The 24,703-nt window shown below is 58.3% G+C and carries 24 protein-coding genes; 18 read left to right on the top strand and 6 right to left on the bottom strand.

The window, feature by feature from the left end; all coding sequences use genetic code 11:
• The first annotated feature begins 223 nt into the window (after window positions 1-223).
• The 3 genes from VFQ24_14025 (at window position 224) to VFQ24_14015 (ending at window position 3,351) form a co-directional block, all read left to right on the top strand.
• Window positions 224-757 carry a dihydrofolate reductase family protein gene (locus VFQ24_14025; protein HET9179471.1) on the top strand — a complete coding sequence of 178 codons (534 nt, stop codon included), beginning with the start codon at window positions 224-226 and terminating at the stop codon, window positions 755-757.
• A 517-nt stretch (window positions 758-1,274) separates the two neighbouring features.
• Complete coding sequence (locus VFQ24_14020) at window positions 1,275-1,616, top strand: c-type cytochrome (protein HET9179470.1); 342 nt, start codon at window positions 1,275-1,277, stop codon at window positions 1,614-1,616.
• 1,150 nt (window positions 1,617-2,766) lie between these two features.
• Entirely contained in the window at window positions 2,767-3,351 is a 585-nt protein-coding gene (locus VFQ24_14015) for a hypothetical protein (protein ID HET9179469.1), read from the top strand.
• A gap of 176 nt (window positions 3,352-3,527) precedes the next feature.
• Here VFQ24_14015 and VFQ24_14010 read toward each other — a convergent pair whose 3' ends face one another.
• Window positions 3,528-4,076: a transposase gene (locus tag VFQ24_14010; protein HET9179468.1), complete on the bottom strand. Its 549-nt coding sequence runs from the start codon at window positions 4,074-4,076 to the stop codon at window positions 3,528-3,530.
• 277 nt (window positions 4,077-4,353) lie between these two features.
• On the opposite strand from VFQ24_14010, the gene VFQ24_14005 reads away from it, so the two are divergent.
• Window positions 4,354-4,965 (top strand): IPT/TIG domain-containing protein, encoded by a 612-nt coding sequence (locus VFQ24_14005; GenBank protein HET9179467.1) that lies wholly within the window; start codon window positions 4,354-4,356, stop codon window positions 4,963-4,965.
• Window positions 4,966-5,549: 584 nt separating this feature from the next.
• On the opposite strand, the gene VFQ24_14000 is transcribed toward VFQ24_14005, so the two are convergent.
• From VFQ24_14000 to VFQ24_13990, 3 genes are all read right to left on the bottom strand, one after another.
• Window positions 5,550-6,707 carry a hypothetical protein gene (locus VFQ24_14000; GenBank protein HET9179466.1) on the bottom strand — a complete coding sequence of 386 codons (1,158 nt, stop codon included), beginning with the start codon at window positions 6,705-6,707 and terminating at the stop codon, window positions 5,550-5,552.
• A gap of 151 nt (window positions 6,708-6,858) precedes the next feature.
• A complete protein-coding gene (locus tag VFQ24_13995; GenBank protein HET9179465.1) occupies window positions 6,859-8,079 on the bottom strand; it encodes an NAD-dependent epimerase/dehydratase family protein in 1,221 nt (406 codons plus the stop codon).
• Between the two features lie 81 nt (window positions 8,080-8,160).
• Window positions 8,161-9,231: a glycosyltransferase gene (locus VFQ24_13990; GenBank protein HET9179464.1), complete on the bottom strand. Its 1,071-nt coding sequence runs from the start codon at window positions 9,229-9,231 to the stop codon at window positions 8,161-8,163.
• A 196-nt stretch (window positions 9,232-9,427) separates the two neighbouring features.
• On the opposite strand from VFQ24_13990, the gene VFQ24_13985 reads away from it, so the two are divergent.
• Window positions 9,428-10,252 carry an FkbM family methyltransferase gene (locus VFQ24_13985; GenBank protein HET9179463.1) on the top strand — a complete coding sequence of 275 codons (825 nt, stop codon included), beginning with the start codon at window positions 9,428-9,430 and terminating at the stop codon, window positions 10,250-10,252.
• Window positions 10,253-10,300: 48 nt separating this feature from the next.
• Here VFQ24_13985 and VFQ24_13980 read toward each other — a convergent pair whose 3' ends face one another.
• Entirely contained in the window at window positions 10,301-11,851 is a 1,551-nt protein-coding gene (locus VFQ24_13980) for a lipid II flippase MurJ (GenBank protein ID HET9179462.1), read from the bottom strand.
• A gap of 72 nt (window positions 11,852-11,923) precedes the next feature.
• On the bottom strand, window positions 11,924-13,183 hold the full coding sequence (locus VFQ24_13975; protein HET9179461.1) for an O-antigen ligase family protein: 1,260 nt from the start codon (window positions 13,181-13,183) through the stop codon (window positions 11,924-11,926).
• Between the two features lie 214 nt (window positions 13,184-13,397).
• Between VFQ24_13975 and VFQ24_13970 the strand changes: the two genes are divergently transcribed.
• The 13 genes from VFQ24_13970 (at window position 13,398) to scpB (ending at window position 24,690) form a co-directional block, all read left to right on the top strand.
• A complete protein-coding gene (locus VFQ24_13970) occupies window positions 13,398-13,916 on the top strand; it encodes a DUF177 domain-containing protein (GenBank protein ID HET9179460.1) in 519 nt (172 codons plus the stop codon).
• Between the two features lie 133 nt (window positions 13,917-14,049).
• Window positions 14,050-14,235 carry a 50S ribosomal protein L32 gene (rpmF, locus tag VFQ24_13965; GenBank protein ID HET9179459.1) on the top strand — a complete coding sequence of 62 codons (186 nt, stop codon included), beginning with the start codon at window positions 14,050-14,052 and terminating at the stop codon, window positions 14,233-14,235.
• Window positions 14,236-14,312: 77 nt separating this feature from the next.
• Window positions 14,313-15,326 carry a phosphate acyltransferase PlsX gene (gene plsX / locus VFQ24_13960; protein HET9179458.1) on the top strand — a complete coding sequence of 338 codons (1,014 nt, stop codon included), beginning with the start codon at window positions 14,313-14,315 and terminating at the stop codon, window positions 15,324-15,326.
• A gap of 21 nt (window positions 15,327-15,347) precedes the next feature.
• On the top strand, window positions 15,348-16,328 hold the full coding sequence (locus VFQ24_13955; GenBank protein ID HET9179457.1) for a beta-ketoacyl-ACP synthase III: 981 nt from the start codon (window positions 15,348-15,350) through the stop codon (window positions 16,326-16,328).
• A 77-nt stretch (window positions 16,329-16,405) separates the two neighbouring features.
• Window positions 16,406-17,344, top strand: coding sequence for an ACP S-malonyltransferase (gene fabD, locus VFQ24_13950; GenBank protein ID HET9179456.1), 939 nt, complete (start codon window positions 16,406-16,408; stop codon window positions 17,342-17,344).
• 51 nt (window positions 17,345-17,395) lie between these two features.
• Window positions 17,396-18,151, top strand: coding sequence for a 3-oxoacyl-[acyl-carrier-protein] reductase (gene fabG / locus VFQ24_13945; GenBank protein ID HET9179455.1), 756 nt, complete (start codon window positions 17,396-17,398; stop codon window positions 18,149-18,151).
• A gap of 172 nt (window positions 18,152-18,323) precedes the next feature.
• Window positions 18,324-18,572 (top strand): acyl carrier protein, encoded by a 249-nt coding sequence (acpP, locus tag VFQ24_13940; protein HET9179454.1) that lies wholly within the window; start codon window positions 18,324-18,326, stop codon window positions 18,570-18,572.
• Window positions 18,573-18,599: 27 nt separating this feature from the next.
• Window positions 18,600-19,841, top strand: coding sequence for a beta-ketoacyl-ACP synthase II (fabF, locus tag VFQ24_13935; protein ID HET9179453.1), 1,242 nt, complete (start codon window positions 18,600-18,602; stop codon window positions 19,839-19,841).
• 53 nt (window positions 19,842-19,894) lie between these two features.
• Entirely contained in the window at window positions 19,895-20,674 is a 780-nt protein-coding gene (locus tag VFQ24_13930; protein HET9179452.1) for an electron transfer flavoprotein subunit beta/FixA family protein, read from the top strand.
• 104 nt (window positions 20,675-20,778) lie between these two features.
• Entirely contained in the window at window positions 20,779-21,771 is a 993-nt protein-coding gene (locus VFQ24_13925) for an electron transfer flavoprotein subunit alpha/FixB family protein (protein HET9179451.1), read from the top strand.
• Window positions 21,772-22,043: 272 nt separating this feature from the next.
• Window positions 22,044-23,051, top strand: a complete 1,008-nt coding sequence (trpS, locus tag VFQ24_13920; GenBank protein ID HET9179450.1) for a tryptophan--tRNA ligase — start codon at window positions 22,044-22,046, stop codon at window positions 23,049-23,051.
• Window positions 23,044-23,916 (top strand): segregation/condensation protein A, encoded by an 873-nt coding sequence (locus VFQ24_13915; GenBank protein HET9179449.1) that lies wholly within the window; start codon window positions 23,044-23,046, stop codon window positions 23,914-23,916. The genes trpS and VFQ24_13915 overlap by 8 nt, the downstream gene beginning before the upstream one ends.
• Before the next feature lie 12 nt (window positions 23,917-23,928).
• Complete coding sequence (gene scpB / locus VFQ24_13910; protein HET9179448.1) at window positions 23,929-24,690, top strand: SMC-Scp complex subunit ScpB; 762 nt, start codon at window positions 23,929-23,931, stop codon at window positions 24,688-24,690.
• Window positions 24,691-24,703 lie beyond the last annotated feature (13 nt).

Here is a 24,703-nt window from a genome sequence, read left to right as displayed (position 1 = left end):
TCAGAGGATTTGCCCAAGAAATCATCTTATCAGTCGCTGCGACGATCCTCAAAGAACTCCGGATGGCGGGTAGTGTCTCAGTTTGAAAGATCCGCCTTGGGTGGAAAGCGGACCTCCGGTTATTGGTCACACCGACGATGCGACGCGCAGATCGTGTCCAACCTCATTGTGCGGAACGTCGGCGCAAGCTATTCTGAAGAATCTGGGGTGGAGATTTTGTACCATGGCAAAGCTCGTGTATGAATTGAACCAGTCCCTGGACGGCTACGTCGACCACATGAAAATGGGGCCGCCCCGTCCAACTCTCTTTCGTCATTTCATAGAGCGGGTGCGCGGTCTGACGGGCATGGTGTACGGTCGCCGCATGTACGAGGTAATGCGTTATTGGGACGATGACCTTCCGGATTGGGACGCGGAGGAACGCGACTACGCGGCGGCGTGGCGGAGCCAGCCGAAGTGGGTTGTGTCGCGCTCGTTGAAGTCGGTCGGCCCCAACGCCACACTTGTCGGGAATGACATCGAGGCGGTGATACGCGGGTTGAAGGCCCGGCTAGCTGGGGAGATTGAAGTTGCCGGGCCAAACTTGGCAGGAAGCCTAACCGACCTTGGTCTTATTGATGAGTATCGGCTCTACCTCCACCCCATCGTGCTTGGTCGTGGCAAGCCATTCTTTGCAGGCCCCCGGCCGCCGCTCCGCCTTGTGGCCAGTGATCTGATTGCCGAGGACGTGATTAGGTTGACGTACGTTCCTGCTTAATCGCGCGACTCGTCCGACGGACTGCGACGGCTCGTCAGGTCCGCTTTGGGTCGAAACCCGAATTTCAAACTGAGACACTACCGCATGGGGTGCAGCTTTGCGGAGCCATCAATGTCTCCTCAATGTCTCCTCCGCATCGGTCGACTTGTATCCGGTTTTGTGGTTGTGTTGATCGGACTTGATTTTTTTTCGTTCTGTCCATAGCATAAAAATGAGTGGCGCTTTGCGTCCACAATGTGCACGCAGGCGCTGATTTGGGTTATGCCTCAGGCGCCGTAAAGCCTGGGTCGCTTTGCAGTCTGCCCGAAAGGGCCATCTGATTTCCGTTTTCGTGGGCACGCCGATTTTTCTGAAGTCCGGCCCGGATGCGAAAATCCCTGAGATTGGGACGGTGATTCGAACCTGGCCCCATGGTGTGCTGGCACGCGGTGTTCCGGCGCAGACAGACAATTTTGGTCCTGCCTGCGTAAATGATGCCGGTTTCGCCGAATCATACTCGAAGTTGGAGAAAAAACTCATGACGCTTCTTCGTACACTTGCTGCCACTGTTTTAGTGTTTGGATCAATTGCGTATGCGGTTACGTTGTCGTTTGCTGCCAGCACTCCCAACGGCGGCGATATTTTCAGGGAAAAATGCTCGATGTGCCACGGGATTGACGGCACAGGCTACTCCGCCATCAAGACCCCCAATTTTACGGATGCCAAATGGCAGGCGGCGCATTCCGATAAGGAACTGATGAACGCCATCGAAAACGGCGTTAAGGGCACGGCGATGGTTTCCTTCAAGGACAAGCTCAGCCAGCAGGAAATGAAGGCTGTACTGAAGTATATCCGTTCGCTCGGCGCCGCAAAGAAGTAGCCAACAGCTTTAAGTTGCGCCGGAAATGGCGACCGGCCGGCGTCAATCTCCAAACCCCTCTCCGAGAGACGGGTGGATCGCCGATTCATAGCCATTCTTTGTGATCATCGCGCTGGGCGCCTGGTGGCTTTTTGATGTCGCCTGAATGGGGGTCCTCCAGAGTTCGCGGCCATCCTGCTGGCGCCGAGTGCGCAATAGTCCTATGATGAAGATAGTTGGCATCCTCAATATTTTTCTCGGACCCAGTAAAGAGGTTCTGTAATGGGAAGGAAGTACAAGCAGCAGGGCTACATGGACTCTTCTGATGGCGATCAGCGCGCGGGGCGGCCACAGCAGAAGAAGCCTGAAACATTCGGCCCACGGACCCCCAACATGCCGGGCCAGCGCTCTGTGTGGCGTTGCGCTTCCTGCGCGGCGCTGCTGCCGGCCGGGATTGACCCGCAGGACAAGTGCCCCAGTTGCGGCGTCGAACTTCACAGTTGCAGGCAATGTACGTTTTTCGATACGGGCAGCCGCTTCGAATGCACCAGGCCGATAACCGCGCGGATCCCGAAAAAGGAGGCCCGCAATGAATGCTCCTTTTTCGCCCCACGAACAACGATTGAACGAGAAACCTCTTCCTCAAAGCCGCTTGATGCCCGGGCAGCCTTCGAGAATCTCTTTCGGAAATAGAAGCCAGGAAATCGCGTTTTTGTCCCCGCCAACCGGAAGGCCGATGCGTCCGCCAAACACGAAGCGGTCCTGCCCAGAAATGCGCTGGCGTGCGGCCTCGATGATGGCAACCGCAGCACGATTTTGATTTTTCCTCCCATCGAAATTGCATAAACGCGCGAGCGGCCAGTGCTGGCGCGCCCGACGATTCGGAAGCCGTATTGCGCACCTCGGAATCCAGAATGGACGGAGCGGCGAAGGCGCGGCGTCCCGCCCCGGCATCCTCCAGGAGCAGCGAAAATTACAAAACCGGCGCCGCTCAGAGCAAAGCAGATGATGATCTTTGGTCCGTTTCAGGCGGCCCGCTGCATGAATAGGAAAAATCTATCAAATACGTCTAAACTTTCTACTTTTCTAATGGTGTGGAGCTTGTTACAACGTACATATGGGCGGCGCGCTTGCGGCCCATGGGAGAACATTCAACTTGGAGGATAAGCTTATGCGATTGACACTGCGCAGGATCGGTTGGGGAATCCTGGGGACCCTGTTTCTGATGACTCCGCTTTTTGCTTCCAGTGCAAAGGAGGAAGCGAAGGCCGGCAACACGCCGGCTTACAACTGGGCGTATGCTGAGGAAGCTTCCGGGCTGCTCCAGGAGATCCGGTCGCTTTCGTCCAAAGCGGCTGACAAGGCAGACCTGTTGAATTTCGCTTCGCGGCGAAATTCGCTCGACTGGAGAAGCCACGCTGGGCATCTCGGTGAGATCAGCACGCACATCAACGCGATGGGCGACAAGCTGGATCGCTTGCAGGAGATTCAGAGCATGATTGCGCCGTGGCAGCAAGAGGCCGTTGAGCGGGTGGTGCCAACTGCGGCGACCCTCGCCGGCCACACAGAAGAGGCCATTGCTTTCCTGAATGAGCACCAGATCAGGCTGTGGACGCCAACCTACACCGACAGCATCAAGGCGATGTCGGAACATGTGGAGGAGATCAACAGCACGGTCAGCTCGTTCCTGGACTATGGAAAAACCTCAGATCGGATGAAGGGCCTTGAAAACCACCTCGAATTCACCGGGGCGTAACCCGGATTTCATCGGGAACCACATCGCAGCGAATTGATACTGGCAGGCACGGGTCCGGCCAGAAGGGGCAAATCGGCAGAGGTCAAAGAATTACAGGTGATTTGCCGAAAAGTTGGCGATGTGGTTCCCGCAATTTTGACCTGGCAGTACGCTGTTCGGGGCGAAGCAGCTTTTCGTCAGATGCGAGTTCTTCCTTCCGACGGCAGCAACACGCGGTCGATTGGGAGGAAGGGATGGCGCGTGGCAGTTTCCTGAATTGACCCCGAATATTCCCGTGCGCTTGACCACGGCCAATCTTCCGCTCGCCGAACCAGCCCCGCCTTTACCGGATTCAGGTGAATGTACTCGACCTTCGCGTTGTATTCCCGCACGGCGCGTAAAGCGCGGTCGAAGAATCGCCCCTGCCAGAGTCGGCCCGTTCGCTTTCGGCTCCCGTTGACTCGCAGCGTCGAGCCGACCTTGATGGCTTCCATCACCCGCGAGATGGTCAGCGGATGACGCGGGAAAATGATCGCGTGCCAGTGGCCGGGAAGAAACACCCACGCCGTCAAAAGGAACCCGTGCTCGTTCCGGCGCTCACTCACCACTCGGGCCAGTTGCTCGAATTCAGGTTCGCTGAGCGGCCCGCAATCCCGGGCCAGCCGGCAAGAGACAAAGAAAAAGCGGTCCGACAATACCAGGCGGCCAAGACGCGACATGCCGCCCAGCGTAACGCGCCGCCCCATCCATTCACAACCCTAAAGCCGCAGAGTCTGAAACCCCACAGACTCTTCGCTACCCGCTGCACTGACCTACCTTCAGTCTTCGGGAAGCTGGATCAGCTCTTCCCAAGATGGCGCCAGCGCCATCATCGCCACTCCAAACAGCAGTCCTGGGCCTGCCATCATCTGGACTGCGGCGACCAACAAATGGATCGAATATGGCCTCGGCTCCATGCTCGTTGATGGGACAGTCTCCGGAGACGGCAGCGCATTCTCGGCGGTTGGTCAAAACAGCCCTGGTTTGCCACCCTCAATCAGTTTCCTTGACACGCAGGCAAACATTCTGGGGACAGTTGGCCTGCCGGATTTTGTGCAGGCGATGCTGCCTGCCGCTACCCCCGTCACCTCCACTTACCTGCCGGGCGCTCGCCTCAACAACTCCGGCAGCCTGGTCTATGTTCCCCTCGCTCATGGATTCGATATTTACGATGTCCATCATGGGAACCTGCGGGAACGCATTTCTCTAACTGAACAGATGTCCAACGGCGGAGGAACGCTGGGGGACCTCGTCAATAGAATTGTCCACAGCATGGCCATTGATGAGACAGGCGAACGACTATTTCTGATCACCCACAAGGGGCTCACCGTAGCCCAACTGGACTCGGCCCCTCTTTCGGTCGGGAGCGTAACGCCCTCGTCGGGCGCCGCAGGAACGCAGGTGACGGTTCGTGGAAGCGGCTTCGTTCAGGGAGCCACCACGAGCGCAAATGGAACGTCCGCTGCCGTCAGCTATGTGGATGGTAGCACTCTCAACCTCACACTGCCCTCGCTGCCGGCAGGAGCGGTCCAGATCAAGATCACGAACCCGGACGGACAGAGTTACACGCTCGACGACGCGTACACCGTCCAATGAGGCGGAATATTCATTCCGCCAGGGCGGCCGTGCAGCATCGCGGCGTTTCCGAAGCGTCCGGTAATCACTTATCCCATCGCCTTCATTCCCCGTTTGCTGGTCAGATCTCGCTGCTCTGCTGAGTAATGGGCGGCCAGCAGGAGTGAGCTCGGCTTCGTTTATGGTTGCTGGTCAGCTCTCCGCGTTTTGCTGATGGCCCGGGGGCCAGCAGGCGGACTCTGCCCGGGAAGCGGATCGCCGCCAGACTGCGGAGAATCCGGAGTCGCGCGCTGCACCCTGAGAACATACTTTTCCGAGCAAATCCGGGAAGCGAGCATCTCGCCGCTGGGCCTCGCATCGGGGCTGGCGGGCTTTGCAATCTAGCCTTGTTATATAGGCTATACAGATGGAATAAGGCCCCAGATGGGACGTATGGGATTTTAACCATCCAAAATCGAATTTTCGATAACTCGTTTATAATCCTCTATATAATAAAATATTTGCGGGTCCGAAATCGGTCCTGCCGGAATTTGTGTCTGATTCTGGCACACCGGGCAAAAATTGCACTGTATGCCCAGTCCCTGCGAGCGCATTTCGATTCCGGGTCAGGCCTCGTGTGTTCGACGCATTGGGAGGGCGGCAAATCCATCCCCAAGGTCAGCCGCACCCAGCAGATGAAACAGGATCATCGCTTGTTGGCGGGGATAGGATCGTTCATCTTTGAGTATCCCGTAATCTCCCGTGGAAAAACCAAAGCTCCCGTCGGCGCGTTGCCGCGCGAGCACTCGATCAAAACATCGTTGGGCTGATTCGTCGGTCGTGTCGAGTCCCAGGAGATGGGCCTGGTGAAGCGCCGCGCCGAGTGCCGCCGTGTAGTAATTGACCTCAGGGCCGCCACGTTCGGCGCACGCGCAGTCGTTCGCGCACGAGCCGTTCAGACACACACCGCGCCGCAGAAACTGGAACAGCCTGGCCAGAATGGGCATCGCCCCCATCCCTGGACGCAGCCGCTCGGAACGACACAGGTGCAGGAATTGGTGGGCGTTGTATTGAAAGCACAGGTAATGGTCTCGTCCCTTCTCGAGAGGACCATCCACAATGTACGGAATCTCTCCGTCCCGCAACTGGACTGCGCCGATGAACTGGAGAAGCGGCGGCACGTGCTCAAGAAATCGTTCATCCTGGGTGGAGTGCCACAAGCGCAGAAAAAACCAAACAGCAATGACTGAATTGTTGGGCACCTTGCCCCGCGGCTTATCGAAGTAATTGATGGCCTTTCCGGGGGTGTGAGGTTGGAAGCCAATCCTGCCCGCAATGAATTCGTAGGAGCGGATTGCGGCGTGGAGGAGTTCCGGCCGGGAGGTGCGAGAGTAAGTCGCAAGCAGCGCAGTCGAGCCCCAGATGCTCTCCAGCGCCGCGATCAAGTGGCGCCGCTCGGGCAGTGGATACGGCCAGTAACCTTCCGCTGATTGGAGCGCCAGGGTTGCCGTGGTGCTCTCAAGCGCAATGTCGCGGAAGCTGCGCATTCCGGTGGCCTCGTAAAGCATCCAGTTGGCGAGCACCCAATTTCCCTGGGACTGCGTGAAGATATAATCGTCCCCCCACGGAAAGTAGTCGAGGGCGCTCTTTGCAAAGCGCCAGAGGCGCAGGTTGAATCGCACGCCGGGGTCGGGGCCGTGCAGCAATCCATCGGTGTAATGTCTCTTAGCCAGGAATTGGTGGAGGCTTAGGGACGCCCCAAGTAGCTGATCACGAGTTGCCATATTTCGGAGTCAAGATGATGGATTTTGGGCTACCCGCCTTCGCCTTCCTTAAACTTGAAAGGGTCGATTATCTTCCCTGGAGTCTGCGGACTCTCATGCCTGCACATACTGTGCGAAAGGCTGCATTTCTCGCCCATATGGGACCCGCTTCTTAGTCGCCAGATCGAGCACTCGATGAAGGGGCTGCAACCTCCCAGGCATCTGTCCGGGCGAGGTTGTGGGTTCGCCTCCAGTTCACATGTGGCATGATGGCCTTCTCGTCAGCCCGGTCACGGTACTTGAGGGCGACCTGCAGCAGGGAGTCCAAGAGGGCTTTGGAGAGCAGATGCGGCCGAAGCCCAAGATCCATGAGCTTGGTGTGCCGGGCGTTGTAATAGTGTTGTTCTGCTTCTACCCTGGGATCTTCAAGATGCCGGATCTTCACCTCCAACCCCAGCTTTTCTCCGGCCTCCTTAACCAGTTGTGCCAGATCGAGGACCGAAAACTGCTCCGTAAACTGGTTAAACACACGATATTCGCCGGGCGCCGGCGAGTTCAGGCAGGCGATTTCAACGCAGCGGACCGTGTCACGAATATCAAGAAAACCGCGTGTCTGGCCACCCGCGCCATATACAGTCAGGGGATGCCCAATTGCGGCTTGCACGCAAAAACGGTTCAGGACGGTCCCGAAGACTTCGTCATAGTCGAAGCGGTTGATCAGCGCCTCATCACGATCGAGTTCTTCGGTCAGAGTCCCGTAGACCACGCCCTGGTTGAGGTCCGTCGAGCGCAGACCCCAGATCTTGCAGGCAAACATGATGTTGTGGCTATCGTGAACTTTGGAAAGATGATAAAAGGAACCGGGCTGTTTCGGATACGGCAGAAGGTCTTTGCGGCCGTTGTGATGAATCTCAAGAAAGCCTTCCTCGATATCAATATTGGGGGTCCCGTACTCGCCCATCGTCCCCAGTTTCACAAGGTGGCAGCCAGGGACATGGTCCTTCATCGCGAAGAGTACATTCAGTGTGCCGACAACATTATTAACCTGTGTAAAGACTGCGTGCTCCCGGTCGATCATCGAGTAGGGGGCAGACCGTTGCTCACCGAAATGGACGATGGCCTCGGGGTTAAACTCCTTTACCGCTTCGCTTAGGAAGCTGTAGTTTGTGAGGTCGCCCACAAATATCTGGATCGACTTTCCGGAAACATCTTTCCACGTCCGGGTACGCTCCTCAAGGGTACGGATGGGGGTAAGGGTAGGCGTGCCAAGCTCGTGGTCCCAAAGGCGACGAATAAAATTATCCACGATACCGACTTCGTGTCCCCGGCCCGATAAGTAGCACGAGGTCGGCCATCCGCAGTACCCGTCACCTCCCAGAACCAGTATTCGCATGTCTCCTCCTGACAACCTTAAGGCCCTGAAGGCCTTCCCGAGCTTTCTTAGATGAAGAGCGGAAGACCCCGCCAGGTGTCTCTAGATCGCCAGCTTATTGCTATTCGAATGGCGTCCTCCGGCCTGCCGCCGGAGAACATCGTCGAAAACGGCGACGACCTTCTCCGCCATACCCTGGATGGAATGTGGCGCCAGACGTTCCCGGCCGCGGCTGATGATCGAGTGGCGGCACACATGGACAAGCTTTTCAGCCACCGAAACCGCGTTTCGCGGCACGATGAAATTACCCTCGGCGTCTCCAATCGTCTTGACAACGTCCCCTACATCAACCGCGATGACAGGCAGGTTGACCGCCATCGCCTCCTTAACGGTATTCGGCCCGCTCTCGCATTCCGAAGCAATCACCAGCACATCCGCGGCATTGAAATAGAGGGGCATGCGCTCCTGGGGAACGCCGATAACTTGCAGGATTTCGATTTCCGGAACTTCAGGTCGCGCTCGCTGCACGGCTTCCTGGACCAGGTCGAAGCGCTTTCTCTCAATCTTTGGATCACAAGGGAATAGGACGTACTTTTTGGCTGGATTCAGATGCAGTGCTCTACGAGCTTCCATGCGGTCCATTGGCCTGAAAAGATCCAGATTTACTCCCACCCTGACAACTTGTGCGGCCTTAAGCCGCAGGCGGCGTTTCATCGCGTCGCTAATCACAATCACGCCCTCGACGAGGCGCCCCAGGATAAAGCTGGAGATTTGGAAGACCCGCCCCTTTAGCGTGATACGGCCATGCCGATCGAACTCGCCCAGGACATCGTCACCCATGAATTTCACCACGACCGGGACATCCCATTGGAACCGGGCGACCCAGCCTGACAGCCCGAAATGCGCGTAAATCAAGTCATAGGGTTCAGCCGCGACGCGACGCCGCACCTCGAAAATGCCTCGAATGTAATTGACTACGGACTCGCGGCCGTTGACGAAGAGCACGTCATAGTCCACGCCGAGACCACCCAAAGATTTCATCTGCGCCTGAATCGCCGCCCCGTAGCTTGGATCGGCATCGGTTGGCCAGAGGTTGGTTACGACCAGAACACGAAGATGGCGCGCGGCCTTGGCAAGGGCCTGCGGAACGCCTAAAGTTCCCGCTTGGAACATGCTCGTATTCTTACTTTAATACTCTTGAGGTGTCAAGGATTGGGGACCGGTATCGGCGCTCCCGACCCACAACGGCAGCGCGCATGAAAGGGAATTCGTCGTGACTGCCAGCCCGCCGGCATCGTATACTTGCGCTGCCCGGAATTGCAAAGCGCAGCCGCACGCTTGCCCCCGACTTGTGGCAAGTCATTTGAAGATGATCGTACCTCGCCTGATCAAAGCTATCGTTCCGTTACACGCCCGACAGGCCTTGCGCCGGATGGCCGTGCGTGCCCGCATCCGCGGAAAACCGTTTCCGTTTTCCGTTTCTCCCCCGCAATCCGAGACGGCTCTGGATTGCGTCGTCGCCTACAACAGATATGGCGCTTACTGCGTGCCGATTTCGGGCTTGCGCAGTTTCGCGGCCTTGCACGTGCTTGCTGGAGATGTGTGGGAGGCCGCCACACTCGATTTCATAGCAGCTCACAACGATGGCGGGGACATCGTACACGCGGGCGCATTCTTCGGCGATTTTCTGCCTGCCCTGGCCCGTGTAACGGGTCCCGGCGGCACGGTCTGGGCGTTTGAACCTCACCCTGAGAGTTATCGGTGCGCACAAATCACGATAGACCTCAACCAACTGACCAACGTCGAATTGGTCAATGCAGGACTGGGCGAGCAGCCGGGTGCGGCGGAACTTGTCACGCACGACCGGAGGGGGTCCGGGCTGGGGGGTACCAGCACGATGTTTCCTTCTGATTCAGACGCTCTCCATGCGGAAGGAATGCGCAGCCAGGAAGTCCGGATCGTAACCATCGACGGGACTGTTCCTGAGCATCAGCGAATTTCCGTGATCCACCTGGACGTGGAGGGTTATGAGGAGCGTGCTCTCACTGGCGCCTTGCGCACCATCCACCGATGCCGTCCGGTCCTTCTGGTGGAGACGCCCCCGTGCAATACCTGGGTGTCTGAACATTTGCGGCCGCTTGGCTACCGGATTTCAGACACGGTGCTGGGAAACACCATTCTGCGTTCCGACTGATTCAGCAACATCAACCTTATTCTTGTCAATCCCGGCGATGTTCCCTCATTAGCTTTCCGCCTGTTTCAGGAGCGAGCCAATCTGGGAAAGTTTAACGACTCGCAGGACGAGAAGTGTAACAAAGAAGGTCAGTACACCGGACCCGCACGCCTCGCACAAAAAAATGAAATTTCTTATCCCCGCCATCGGAGCGGCCAAACTGACGCGGAGGACCCACACAGGAAGCGCCGCCAGGGCAGAGGCTGTCAGAATCTTGAGCGCGTAGGCCGCAAGCGAGCTATCCAGGCTTTCCCTGACGCTTCCCAGGTTGCGCGCGTAGGCCATTGAGCAGCAGGCGGCGAGACTGGTCAACAGGGCCAGCGGTATCCCGGCCGTGGTCCAATGGAATACAACCACAAAGATAATGTCCAGCACCAGGTTCAGGCCAACCTGAACGGTCGCTATATAAAAAAAAGCCGTCGCTTCATTTCTTGCGAAGAGATAGAAATTCAGAATTCGGAGGCCCGCAAGAAACGGAAGGCTCAGACTGTAATAGAAAAGCACCTGGCCCATCAATATCGTTGCGTCGAGAGTGAAGTTGCCCCGCTCGAAGATCAGGCGGATGATGTTCGGAGAGAGTATCAAGCAGAGCACGACAGCGGGAGAAATCAACAGTAGCGTTATTTCAATAGCGTGGCGGAGTCCGCTGCGAACTTCCTCGCTCTCTTTGCGCGCAAACGCCCGGGAGAGCGTTGGAAGGGACGCCGTGCCCACGCTACCGGCCAGGAGGTCTGACAGGGTGGACATGATCTTTACGCCATAGCCGAGCGCGGTCAGCATTCCCGGCGGCAGGAATGAAGCGATTATCCGTTCGACCACTACCAGCCCTTGCCGTGCAAGCGCGGTCGTCATTTGCACCGTGCCGGCGCCGCGCAGGTTCCGAAACGACTCGCCCGAGCCCTTCAGCGTCAGCGAGTAACGCACGGGAAAGGCGGTGAGAAGGTAGGCCGCGAAAATCCCCAGTTGGATCAAATGGCCAGCCACGTACCCGAGTACGATGCTGTAAAACCCGTGGCGCCGAAAATCGAAAGCCACGAAGGCGATAACCGTGAGATTTCTGAAAAAGTTCCCCGAAGCCGCCACCACAAAACGGCGCTGACTGAAAAGGAGCGAGCGGATGACCTCCGCTATTCCAGCCGGAGCCAGAATCAGAAAAAGCCAACGGGACAACTGGATGGCGACAGAGGTTTCCTGCGGCGTGAAACCGGGCGCAATCCCCGTAATCAGCAATGGCGAAGCCAGCGCGCCAAGCGCGGAAATCCCGGCCAGGCCCAGAAGAACAACGTTTGTGGCGTAGCTGAATCCTCCCCATAGTTCCCGGGCGGAATGGCCGGTCGCAAGCGATGAAAAAAAAGGGACCAGCGAGAACTGCCCCGTCACCCGCAGCAGATTAGTGATGATGTACGGAATTGTGAAGGCAGCGTAAAACGTGTCAGAGCTTTTTGAAAGGCCCAGGTGGGCGGCGATGCTGGTTTCCACCAGGATGCCGGTCAGGCTGCCGAGGAAGGAAAAAACACCCACCACCACCGAACTGCGAAACATTTGGCGCTTGGCAGTCATGCACATCCAGATGGGACAGCCCGGCTTTGCGAGAGCGAAAGGTCAAACAGAGTGGACACCTCGCGTTCGCAATCAGTACACCGAAGGGTCTTCGCCGGCTGCGGTCTCGAGCTGTTCCACCACGAAAGGTGTTGAGACGACGAACAGAAAAACCATCAAGACGGGGGAAGTGCCGAAATTGAATTCAAAAAATCCTTCCACCACAAAAGCCACCCAGCCGGCGATTGCTCCGTCAATCAGCCACCGGCCGGCGCGGCATCGGCGACGGACTTTCCACATTTGCCAAAAGAGGGCCGCCATAAACCAAATCCATGCCGCGAGGCAAGGAAGTCCCCGTTCCGCCGCCAACTGGATGAAGTTGTCGTGCAGGTGGTCATGGAAACCCGCCGCGGGCGCCCGCCCGGGAGGAAGGTAGAGATCATACATCTGCGGAATGTTGTCCGGTCCCACGCCCACCCAGGGATGGGCCCTGATCATGTTCAGTCCGGCCTGCCACATCTCAAACCGGATGGAAAGCGCCGGATCGCGGGAGGGATGGAGAGCCAGCCAGAGACGCTGGTGCACCATGCGCGGGGCAAAAACGTAAATCACCACAGCAAGCGCGGGCAGGGCCAAGACCCACCAGGGCTTCCACCGCCACAGGAGATACACGAGGGCGAAGAAGCATCCCAGCCAGACTCCCCGCGTCAGGTTGAGGGCGATAGAAATGGCCACGATGATGGCTACCGCCCACCATCTTCGCCGCGCCCTCAAACCAAATAATAGAAAAGACGCCAGAACGATAAACACCAGCATCTGTTGACCGCCGAAGTTCATCCAGTCACCCATCAGCCCCGTAATGCGGTTCGAGATCATATAGGGGTAAACGTGATGCGGATGTTCCATTCGGACGGTGCGGTATTGATTGACGAACTGCCCCGCCGCAATCAGCGCGACGATCGCGGATTCAACAAATAGGCCCTTCCACAGCCAGACTATCTGCCGGCTGCTCGCGATCAGGTTCACCGCCAGCAGGATGATCAGGAACAAGACCAGCTTCCTGACCGCAAACCAGCCGACGGCCGTATTTGTGGCCCAGAAAACGGAGACCACGGTAAAAATGCAGAACAGCAGCATGGGCAGCTTGACGGGCGGAAAGGCGATGCGGGGGCGGGTGCGAAGCAGATGCACGGCATAAAGGAGCCCCGCAACGGCCAGAAAAGCCTGGGTGATGGCGATGGAAACCAGATAGGTGAGCACTGAAAGGCTGAAGAAGACCGATGCCCAGTGGGCGAGTCTGTTCCGCTGGGACTCGGCGCACACAGGACTGACAAGGCTGTTAATCTTTTCCACCCAAGAGTTGAGACTGTAGTCAAGTCGGGCGATAATTTCAAGAGGGAAAGCTGGTTAAGGCGCCTGAGGCCTGGGAAAACGCCTGTAACGAGGGGGGCGCTGCGTCGCCCTGGCGACTGGCCAAGTGGCTGAAAGTAAGTCCTTGTTTTGCCAGCGTTTCTTGACAGGCATCGGCTGCAAGCTATAATTGTAGTTTTGGACGAGTGAGGCCGAAGTGCTTATTAGTCTCCGCGAGCTGGAGCTTCACCGCGTAACGGTATCAGAGACCTACTTGCCGGGGGCCCTGGATTTTCAGGAGACTAAGTTCCGGCAGGCCGGGCCTTTGACGGTAAACGCCGAAGCCGAGCTCGCCGGGAAGGAAATTCGAGTTCGCGGGCATATCTCCGGAGCTCTGGAAGCCGCCTGCGACCGGTGCCTTGAGAAAATCCAGATACCTGTGGAAATCGATTTCGATCTGCCCTATCGGCCGATGGAAGAAATCGCGCGGGAAGAAGAGCTCGAAATTGGGGAAGACGAATTGAAGATCGGCTACTTTTCGGGCGACGGCGTCAATCTGGCCGAAGTGGTAAGGGAGCAGGCCCTCTTGTCTGTCCCTATGAAAGTGGTTTGCCGGCCTGACTGCCGTGGGATCTGTCCGGCGTGCGGCGTGAACCGCAATGCCAGGGAATGCGGTTGTTCTGCGCAGCACGAAGATTCACCCTTTGCTTTCTTGAAGAAAATACAGGTCAGCTAACTGCTGGCCGCGTGTCACCCGGCGTTGGCGTGTGGGCCGCCAACCGTTCCTGCCCGGAGCCCATGCGAAAATCGATCTAGCCTTGCAGCAAAGACACGACCGCAAGGCAACTTGATGTGAAGGAAATGGAAAGATGGCAAATCCGAAACGGCGACATTCAAAGGCGCGGCGCAACCGGCGGCGCGCCCATGACCACCTGAAGCGGCGGTCTCTTTCTGAGTGCCCCAACTGTCATGAATCGAAATTACCCCACCAGGCATGCCCGCGTTGCGGCCACTACAACGGACGGGAAGCAATGCTGGTGGACGAAGCGGCGTAACGGGGGGCCTGAGGCTGTTCCAGGCACCGCCTGGTCTCGCCGACTTGGACCTTTCATTCTGGTGGCCTCTATAGACCATGCGTGCGATTGCTGTTGATGCAATGGGATCGGACACGGCGCCTCTGCCTGAAGTCGAGGGTGCGATTCAGGCGGCGCAGGTCGGACAGGCGGAAGTCCTTCTGGTCGGCCCCCAGGATTTGCTGAATCAGGAACTGACGAAACGAGGGGCGAGCAATCTCAAAATCGAGGTCGTCCATGCCTCTGAGGCCGTCACCATGGAGGATGCGGCCGCCAAGGCTTTCCGTCGCAAACGGGACTCCTCGATCCGCGTAGCAGCGCGGCTGGTGCGTGATGGAAAGGCAGCCGGTCTGATCAGCGCCGGGAACACGGGCGCCGTGATGACCACGGCGAAAATCCTGCTGGGAACACTGGAAGGAGTGGACCGGCCCGCGCTGGCCCAGGTTTTCCCCTCTTCGAAAAATGGGAAGGCTTCCGTCCTGCTGGACGTGGGTGCGAATGTGGATTGCAAGCCGCTGCACCTTGAGCAGTTCGCCGTGATGGGTGAAATTTATTACCGCGTGATTTTCGGCGCTGAGCGGCCACGGGTGGGGCTGCTCTCAAACGGCTCGGAATCTCATAAGGGTAACGAAGTAACGCGCGAAGCGCTGGCGCGCCTGAACGAATTGAGTCTGAACTTCGTCGGCAACGTGGAGGGAAGGGACCTGTTTAACGGCCGCGTCGAGGTGATTGTTGCCGATGGTTTCATCGGCAATGTCGCGCTGAAAATCAGCGAAGGGATCGTCGATACGGTTTCAAGCCTTTTGAAAGAGTCGCTATCGAGCACCTTTTCGTCGAAAATGGGTTACCTGCTTTCGCGAAAGGCCTTCGGCCGGATGAAAAAGCGGCTGGATTACTCCGAATATGGAGGGGCGCCGCTGCTGGGTGTCAAGGGAGTTTGCATCATCTGCCACGGCGGGTCTAACGCCAACGCCATCAAGAACGCCATTCGCGTGGCTGCAGAATTTTCCGAAGGCCGCGTGAACGAAAAAATTGAGCGCGAACTGGCCCTCGCCTCGCTCAGCGGGAATTAAGAAGTTGTTTCAGGAGCCATAATGATTGCAACAGGGATCCTGGGCACCGGCTCAGCCTTGCCTAAGAAGGTGATCACGAACTCCGACCTGGAAAAGATGGTGGACACCTCCGACAAGTGGATCACCGAACGTACGGGCATCAAGGAGAGGCGCCAGGCCGCCCCCAGCGAGACCACTTCCAAGCTGTCGGTGAAGGCGGCGCGGAAAGCGCTGGATATGGCTGGCATCACTCCCGACAAGCTCGACCTCATTATCTGCTCAACCATTTCTCCCGACATGCCCCTGCCTGCCACCGCATCACTTATCCAGCGGGAACTCGGGGCTGCAACCTGCTGCGCCTTCGACCTGGCGGCGGCCTGCTCGGGTTTCCTTTTTGCGCTGACGGTGGTCGATCAATTCGTCAAAACAGGGAAAGCCAAATATGCGCTGGTGATCGGGGCCGAACTGCTTTCCCGGTACCTCGATTATCAGGATCGCGCCACCTGCGTGATCTTCGGAGACGGGGTGGCCGCAGGCGTGCTGGGCCCCGTCAATTCCTCTTCGGGGATTCTGGCTTCTGAGGTGCATACGAACGGCGCCTATGCGGACCATCTCTACATCCCCGCCGGCGGCACCGCCCGGCCGGCCAGTTGCGAAACGGTCCAGGCGCGGGAACACTTCATCAAGATGCGCGGCAACGAACTTTTCAAAGTGGCCGTTCGCAGCCTGGAAGAGGTTTCGCGCTGCGTGATGGAGCAGGCTGATGTTCAGCCCGGCGAGATCGATCTGTTTATCCCCCACCAGGCCAATCTCCGCATCACTGAAGCCGTGCGAGAGCGGCTGGGCGTGCCGGCTGAAAAGGTCTATTCAAACATCAATCGGGTGGGCAACACTTCATCGGCCTCCATCCCGATCTGCCTTGATGAATGCGTACGCAGCGGCCGCATTAAGAAGGGCGACCTGATTCTGATGTCTGCTTTCGGCGCCGGCGTAACGTGGGGATCGGTCCTGATGCGCTGGTAGCGGAGGCGGAAGCGGCAGGAACGGGCGGCGCAGGGGCGATTCACCAGGAACCGCCTGGCCCAGCAGGAGACTGGTTTTTGTCCGAAATAGCTTTTCTTTTCCCAGGGCAGGGTTCGCAGGCGCCTGGAATGGGCCTCGAACTGGCGCAACATTTCACCTCGGCCCGCCAAGTTTTTGAGGAGGCGGACGCCGCGCTGGGATTTCCGCTCTCGAAGCTGTGCTTTGAAGGTCCGGCCGAAGAATTGCAGTTGACGGCGAATACGCAGCCTGCCATTCTTGCCGTTTCGGTTGCGGCGGCGCGCGTATTGGAAGAAAAAGGCATCCGGCCTGGTTATGTCGCGGGGCACAGCCTGGGAGAATATTCGGCGCTGGTGGCGGCCCGCGCGCTGGACTTGACGGATGCGCTGCGGCTGGTGCGCAAGCGCGGCGAATATATGCAGGAAGCTGTTCCCATCGGCCAGGGAGCCATGGCGGCGCTGCTCGGCCTTGACTCGATCGCGGTGGATGCAGTTTGTCGCGAGGCGGCCGAAGACGAAGTTGTGGCCGCGGCCAATCTGAATTCACCGGCTCAGATTGTAATCGCCGGACATCGTGCCGCGGTGGAAAGGGCAATCGAGCTGGCAAAGGCCCGCGGAGCAAAACGCGCGGTGTTGCTGAACGTCAGCGCTCCGTTCCATTGCAGCCTGATGAAGCCAGCATCTGACCGGTTGGCCATGGATTTGGACGCCGTCGCCATCAGCGACCCGCGGGTCCCGCTGGTCAATAATGCCGATGCGGCCGTCGTTCGGAGTGCAGAGGCTGTTCGGGACGGACTCAAGCGGCAGGTAACTTCCCCTGTGAAGTGGACCGGCTCAATGCTGGCACTGAGACGGGAAGGCGCGGGGCTTTTTGTGGAGGCGGGTCCCGGTAAAGTGCTCTCGGGATTGATGCATCAGATTGACCGCGAAGCCCGGACCGCGCGTGCCGGTGACCTTGCGTCGCTTGAGGAAGCGGTTGGGGCAGTGCAGCCACAGTAAGGAATGCAAGGCCGGGCCGGAATGAACGTTCAGTCCCCCGGTTTTTCGCTAATGCCAGGCACGATGAACCTGAACGAGCGCATTGCCGTGGTGACAGGGGCTTCCCAGGGAATAGGACGGGCCTGTGCGCTGCTGCTGGCGGAAGCGGGCGCGGACGTCGCGCTGGCCAGCCGGAACATGGAAAAGCTGGACTCCGTGGCGCGGCAGATCGAATCAAAAGGGCGCAAAACGCTGGTGCTGAACATGGACGTTTCCAGCCCCGAATCCATCAAAGCCGGCATCAGCAAAGTTTTGGACACGTGGAAAAAGATCGATATTTTAGTGAATAATGCCGGCGTCGTGCGGGATAATTTACTTTTGCGGATGAAGGCGGAAGATTGGGACGCGGTGTTGCGAACAAACCTGGACGGGGCCTACCATTGCATTAAAGAGGCGCTGCCCGGCATGGTGCGGCAGCGATATGGCCGCATCATCAACATCACCTCAGTAGTGGCCCAGGCCGGAAATCCGGGCCAGGCGAATTACATCGCGTCGAAGGCGGGCCTGATTGGGCTCACCAAGGCCGTGGCGTCAGAAGTTGCGCGAAGGGGCATCACCGTCAACGCGGTTGCCCCGGGCTTTATCGCAACGCCGATGACGGACAAGCTGCCCGAAGAGGTCCGCCAAAAGCTGCTGGGCATTATTCCGGTGGGCCGAATGGGTACCGATATGGACGTTGCCTGCGGAGTGCGCTTCCTGGCATCTGAGGAAGCAGGATATATTACAGGCCACGTGCTGAACGTTAATGGCGGGATGTATATGGCCTGATGGCGGTCCGGGCCAGATCAGCGAGGAAGTGTTTTCGATAACGGTACGTGAGGGACGTTTTTGCTTGCCGCGCTGCGCCGTCGCCGTGCAGGCCCGGGAAGTGCAGAGCTTGACGCCCCTCCAGCCCAAAGTTAGAATAGCCAACCCCATGTAGGGTGAGGAGGATACATCAATGGCTTCGCCTGAAGAAAAGGTTAAGCAGATTATCGTTGAGCAGCTTGGAGTTGATGAAGCAGAGGTTACCCCCACAGCGCATTTCGTCGATGACCTTGGAGCCGATTCGCTGGATATCGTGGAGTTGGTGATGGCGTTCGAGGAGGCGTTCGAGATCGAGATTCCCGACGAAGACGCCGAAAAGATCCAGACCGTAAAAGATGCCGTCGATTACATCCAGGCCCATACCAAGCCAGCAAAGAACTGACGGCACAGGTCCACAGGAGGGCAAAACTTGGCGCGAAGAGTTGTAGTAACAGGGGTTGGCCTGGTTAGCGCGCTGGGGGTGGGGACCGAAGAAACGTGGCGGAATCTGCTCGCCGGGAAAAGCGGCGCCGCCACCATCACGCACTTCGACACCACAGGCTTTCCCGTCACATTCGCCGCAGAAGTCAAAGGGTTCGATCCGCTTCGCTTCATTGAAAAAAAAGAAGTGAAGAAGATGGGGCTGTTCATCCAGTTCGCCATGGCCGCCAGCGAGTTTGCCATGGAGCAGGCGGAACTGAAAATCACCCCGGACTTGGCGGAGCGGACGGGCGTCTATATTGGCTCAGGGATCGGGGGATTCGACGTCATCGAGCGCGAGCACACCGAGCTGATGAAGGGCGGTCCACGAAAAATATCTCCCTTCTTCATCCCCGCTTCCATCGTCAACCTTGCTTCCGGTTTTGTCTCCATCCGCTGGGGCGCCAAGGGACCAAATTCCGCAACCTGCACGGCTTGCTCGTCCAGCGCGCACGCGGTGGGCGATTCCTTCAAGTTGATCCAGCGCGGCGACGCGGATGTGATGATTTCCGGCGGCGCCGAAGCGGCCATCACTCCCATGGGCGTGGGTGGGTTCGCCTCCATGCGCGCGCTCTCGACACGAAACGACGAACCCGAAAAGGCCAGCCGTCCCTTTGACTGCAACCGCGACGGCTTCGTCATCGGAGAAGGAGCGGGCATCCTGGTCCTGGAAGAACTGGGTTTTGCCGTCAAGCGCGGAGCCAGAATCCTGGGCGAGATTGTTGGTTATGGAATGTCCGGCGACGCCTACCACATCACGCAGCCGTCGGAGAACGCTGACGGCGCCATTCGGGTGATGCGCAACACCCTGAAGGACGCCGGCGTAGAACCCCAGCAGGTGGACTACATCAACGCCCACGGGACCTCCACTCCTTTCAATGACAAGCTTGAAACCAAGGCCATCAAAGCCGTATTCGGAGAACGCGCCTACAGGTTCCCGGTCAGTTCCACCAAGTCGATGACCGGACATCTGCTGGGAGGAGCAGGAGGTCTCGAGGCTGGAATCTCGACGCTGATCCTGCGTGACCAGATTATTCCTCCAACCATCAATTACGAAACCCCGGACCCCGAATGCGACCTGGACTACGTTCCGAACCAGGCCCGGCGGGCGAAGGTCGATTTCGTGCTGTCAAACTCGTTCGGGTTCGGCGGCACCAATGCTGCTCTGCTTTTGAAGCGTTATTCTGAATAGCAGGACCGCACTCTCGCTGGATTGAAGTTTTCTCCGCGGAGAATTTTCCCCTCATGAAAATTGTTGTGTGCCTCAAGCAGGTCCCGTCCCGCGACGCTTTCCTCAAGGTGAATGCCGCCTCGACGTGGATCGAGGAAGCCGACATCAGCTACGAGGTGAACGAGCCTGACGTTTACGCGCTCGAAGAGGGACTGCGGCTGAAGGAGAAACTGGGAGGAGAGGTCATTGTCTGCACGCTCGGCCCCGCCCGCGCCGCGCAGGCCATCAAGGAGGCGCTGGCCAAGGGCGCCGACCGCGCCCTGCACCTCGATGACGCTGCTTTTGCCAACCTGGACGCGCACGGGACCGCCAAAGCGCTGGCCGCCGCCATCCGCAGGGATAATCCCGACCTGGTGCTCACCGGCCTCCAGTCTGACGATTTTGGGTATGCGCAGACCGGGGTCATCATGGCGGAAATGTTGAACCTGCCTCATTCAACCATCGTGATGGAGATCCAGGCGGAAGGCGAGCACCTGAAAATCAAACGCGAACTCGAGGGGGGCTGGTTCCAGTGGATTGAGATGCCGCTGCCTGCCGTGCTGACGATTCAATCAGGCATCAACAAGCCTCGATACGCCACGTTAAAAGGGATCATGGCGGCAAAGAACAAGCCGCTCCAAAAATTGACGGCGCAGGACCTGGGGCTCGATACTGACGCGCTCGAACCGCGCCAGATCATTTCCCGGGTCTACGTCCCACAGAAGACGGCGCAAACCGAATTTATCGAAGGCAGTCCGAAGGAAATTGCTGAGCGGCTGGTCGATAAATTGAAAAACGAAGCAAGAGTGATCTAACGTAGTGCGCCAGAAATCAGGGTGCATGCAGCGCCGTCCTTCAGGGCGGCACGTGCCGGTCCCGCTGGAGCGGGGCGGCGCTACATACGGAAGTGAATACGCCCGTGGCTGAAGAAATCATCGTCTACGCGGAACACCAGGATGGCAAGCTGGCGCGCCCCGCATGGGAGGCCGTGGCAGCGGCGCAACGGTTTTCCGCGGCGCTCGGGGCGAACTGCGTTGGCGCAGTCGTGGGGGAAAACGTCCGCAATCTCGCCGAAGAACTGGCCGGCGCCGGGCTGTCGGAGGTGTTGACTATCGAATCGCCGCAGCTTGCCCAGTACACGCCGGACGGCTACAGCGCGGCCCTCCGCCAGGTTGTCGAATTGCGACACCCTCGATTCGTTGTTTTCAGCCACACCTACCAGGTGCGCGACTTCGCTCCAAAACTGGCCGCTTCGCTCGATCGCGTCCTCATAGGCGACTCACTGGATTACCGCCTCGAAGGCGAAAGAATCATCTTTGTGCGGCAGGTATTTCAGGGCAAGTTTTCAGCCGACGTTGAGTTTCGAGGCGAACCGCCGTACTTCGTGTCATTCCAGGCGGGGGCTTTTCGAGAAGATTCCGTCCAGCAGGGTGTAGCCAGCGCAAAAATAACCTCGGTACCGATCGACATTCCCCCCGGGGCCGTTCGCACGCGGCCCCAGGAAAAATTCCGGGAGGCCAGGCAGGCGGTCGATCTGAGCCAGGCGGAAATTATCGTCGCTGTAGGGCGTGGCATCAAAAAGTCCGAAAATATGGTACTGGCCCGGAAGCTGGCGGAGGCTCTGGGAGCAGAAGTCGGCGCCTCGCGACCCATCTGCGATAGCGGCTGGCTACCCATGGACCGCCAGGTCGGGAGTTCCGGCCAGACCGTGGCTCCCAAGCTCTACCTTGCTCTGGGGATCTCAGGGGCCATTCAACACCAGGTGGGAATGAAAGGTTCACGGACCGTGGTCGCCATCAACAAAGACCGCGAAGCGCCCATCTTTGAGATCGCAACTTATGGAATTGCGGGAGACCTTTTTGAGATCGTTCCGCCGCTGATCGAAGAAATTAAGAAAGCAAAGGCGGGATGAATTTCCGCTACTTCGCCGGTACCCTTTCAAAATTTGTCCATCCAGCTTCGATCACTTTGCAGGCCCCGCAGTCGAATTTCCTCAACGACTGCCCGCGGCCGGTGATCAGGGGCGAGGACGCTCGTGGCACAACCCAAATGAATCACTATCGCTTTGCCGGCCCTTCTTCGCGTTTGTTCCAACCCTATGTTACGATGGAAAATTAGTTCTTACACAGGGCAGCGGTCAGTTTTTCCGCCCACTGGCGATCGAGACAGCCGGGACTCCATCGTATGGCAGAGCCGACGAACAAGCGGCCGCGTGTGCTGAGCGGCATGCGCCCCACTGGCAAGTTGCATCTGGGCAACCTGGTGGGAGCACTCCAGAACTGGATCAAGCTCCAGGACCAGTATGAAAGCTTCCATTTCGTGGCGGATTGGCACATGCTGACCACCGACTACGCCGACACCTCCGAGTTGCAGTCAAATATCCAGGAAATGGTGACCGATTGGCTGGCCGTGGGGCTCGATCCTGAGAAGGCAACCCTTTTTGTGCAATCGCGCCTGCTTGAGCATGCTGAGCTTTTTCTGATTTTCTCGATGCTGACTCCGCTTGGCTGGCTGGAGCGTGTGCCAACCTACAAAGAGCAGCTCGAAAACATTACCGATCGGGACATTCACACGTTTGGCTTTCTTGGCTACCCGGTCCTGCAAGCAGCAGACATACTGATGTACAAGGCCGATTGTGTTCCGGTAGGTGAAGACCAGGTACCGCACGTGGAACTGACGCGCGAAATTGCGCGGCGCTTCAACCACATTTACAGAGAAGTTTTCCCGGAACCGCAATTGCTGCTGACGGCGAGCCCGCGCTTGCGTGGGACCGACGGACGCAAGATGTCCAAGAGCTATGGCAACGCCATTTTCCTCTCCGATCCTCCGGATGTGGTCAACGAGAAGGTCCGGGGCATGATGACCGATCCTGCGCGCAAGCGGCGGTATGACAAAGGGAATCCTGACGTTTGTCCGGTGTTCGACCATCACAAACTCTTCTCACCGCCCGAAGTCATCGAGCGTGTGAATCGCGAATGCAGGACGGCTGAGCTCGGTTGCGTGGAGTGCAAGAAGCTGATGGCGCAATATCTGAACGAATACCTCGCTCCCATTCAGGAGCGTCGAAAAATTTACGAGCGCGACCCTCAAAAAGTCTGGGACGTGCTGGCCGCGGGCACCGATAAGGCCCGCCATGTGGCGCAGGAAACGATGGGCGAGGTGAGGGCCGCAACGAATCTGACCCATGAATGACAATCGTCCACCCAACCCGGATACTCCTGAAGAGCGCGCACAGGAAGATGCTCCGGAGGCCTCAAAGCGGACCACCCGCGCCGAGGTGCCCGCGCCTCCGGTGAAGCTGGAGGCTTATGAAGGTCCCCTGGACCTCCTCCTCGACCTTATCCGCAAGCAGAAGGTCAACATCTATGACATTCCCATCGCCAGGATCACGCGGCAGTATCTGGATTATCTTCGGCTGATGGAGGAATTGAACATTGACGTCGCCGGCGAGTTTGTCCTGATGGCGGCGACGCTGATCTACATTAAATCGCGGATGCTCTTGCCGCCGGACCCCACAGCTCCTGCCGAGGAGATGGAAGAGGACCCGCGCGCGGAACTCGTGCAGCGGCTGCTGGAACACGAGCAGTTCAAGAACGCCGCCGAGATGCTGAAATCGAAGCGGACGGTGGAGGAGGCCACGTGGTCGCGCCCCGGCATCGACGAGTTCACAGAAGCGGAAGATGAGCCGGGCCTCGCTGTCTCCGTCTTCGATCTGATTTCGGTTTTCAGAGAGATCCTTGAGCGGGCCAAAAAGCGTCCGCAAATCCACGTGCGGCGGGAACAGGTAACCGTTCGCGAAATGCTGGAGCACGTAAAGCAGGTGATGCGGGGCCGCTCCGGACCGGTCTCTATTGAAGACCTCGCGGCAGGATATGTGTGGCGGCAGGCGCTGATCGCGTTGTTGCTGGCGCTGCTCGAGTTGGTGCGGCTGCGGGCCATTCATCTTCGGCAGGACGAACTGTTTGCCCCCATCACCGCGGTGAAAAGTAAAAGATTTGAAGAGATCGTGGATTCGGTGAACGCCGCAGGCCTGGAAGAAAGTCTGGGCGAAATCTGAGACGGATAAAACATGCTGACGGACGAAACACTCAAAGCGTTGATCGAAGCCATCATCTACGTCGCGCCGGAGCCGGTGCCGCTGGACGCCATCGTCAAGTCTCTGGAAGGCGAGGAGCGCGAACGGGTGAAGGCGCAAATTGAACTCCTCATCCGGGAATATGGGCAGCCGGGCCACGGAATCGAGGTGCGCCACGTAGCCGGGGGCTACCGCTTCTCTTCCAAGCCCGAACACCACGAGGTGCTGAGGAAGTTTGTCAAAAGCCTGAAACCGCTCGTCCGGCTTTCCAGACCGGCGCTTGAAACCCTGGCGGTGATCGCCTATCGCCAGCCGATCACCGTGCCGGAAATCGAGGAAATCCGCGGCGTCGATTGCGGCGGAGTCATCCATACTCTACTGGAAAAAAAATTGATTGTCACCGCGGGGCGAAAGAACGTGGTGGGGCGGCCCATTCTCTACCGCTCCTCGAAGGAATTTCTGGTCCATTTTGGCCTGAAGGATACCAGCGAACTGCCAAGCCTGAAGGAGTTTGAAGAACTCGCCCGGCAGGCCCTGGGCCCTGACCTTTCAGAGGAACTGGGACCGCACGCCGGGACCGCTGCATCTGGCGCTGCCAACAGCGAAGAACCCGCTGAGAGCGACGAGGGCGCAGAGGCGAACAAGGCGGTGGGACCCGGACCGCCCACGGCTGGCGCGCCGGAGGAAGAAGTTACGCGCGCGGCCTCCGCCGACGCTCCGCCAGAAGATGACACAGCGGGTGAAGAGAACGCCTAGCCTGAGAAAATCA

The sequence above is a fragment of the Terriglobia bacterium genome (assembly GCA_035712365.1).
In the GTDB taxonomy this organism is placed as follows: Bacteria; Acidobacteriota; Terriglobia; order UBA7540; family UBA7540; genus SCRD01.
The sequence above is the reverse complement of the archived record's forward strand: the minus strand, read 5'-3'. Positions and strand labels throughout refer to the sequence as shown.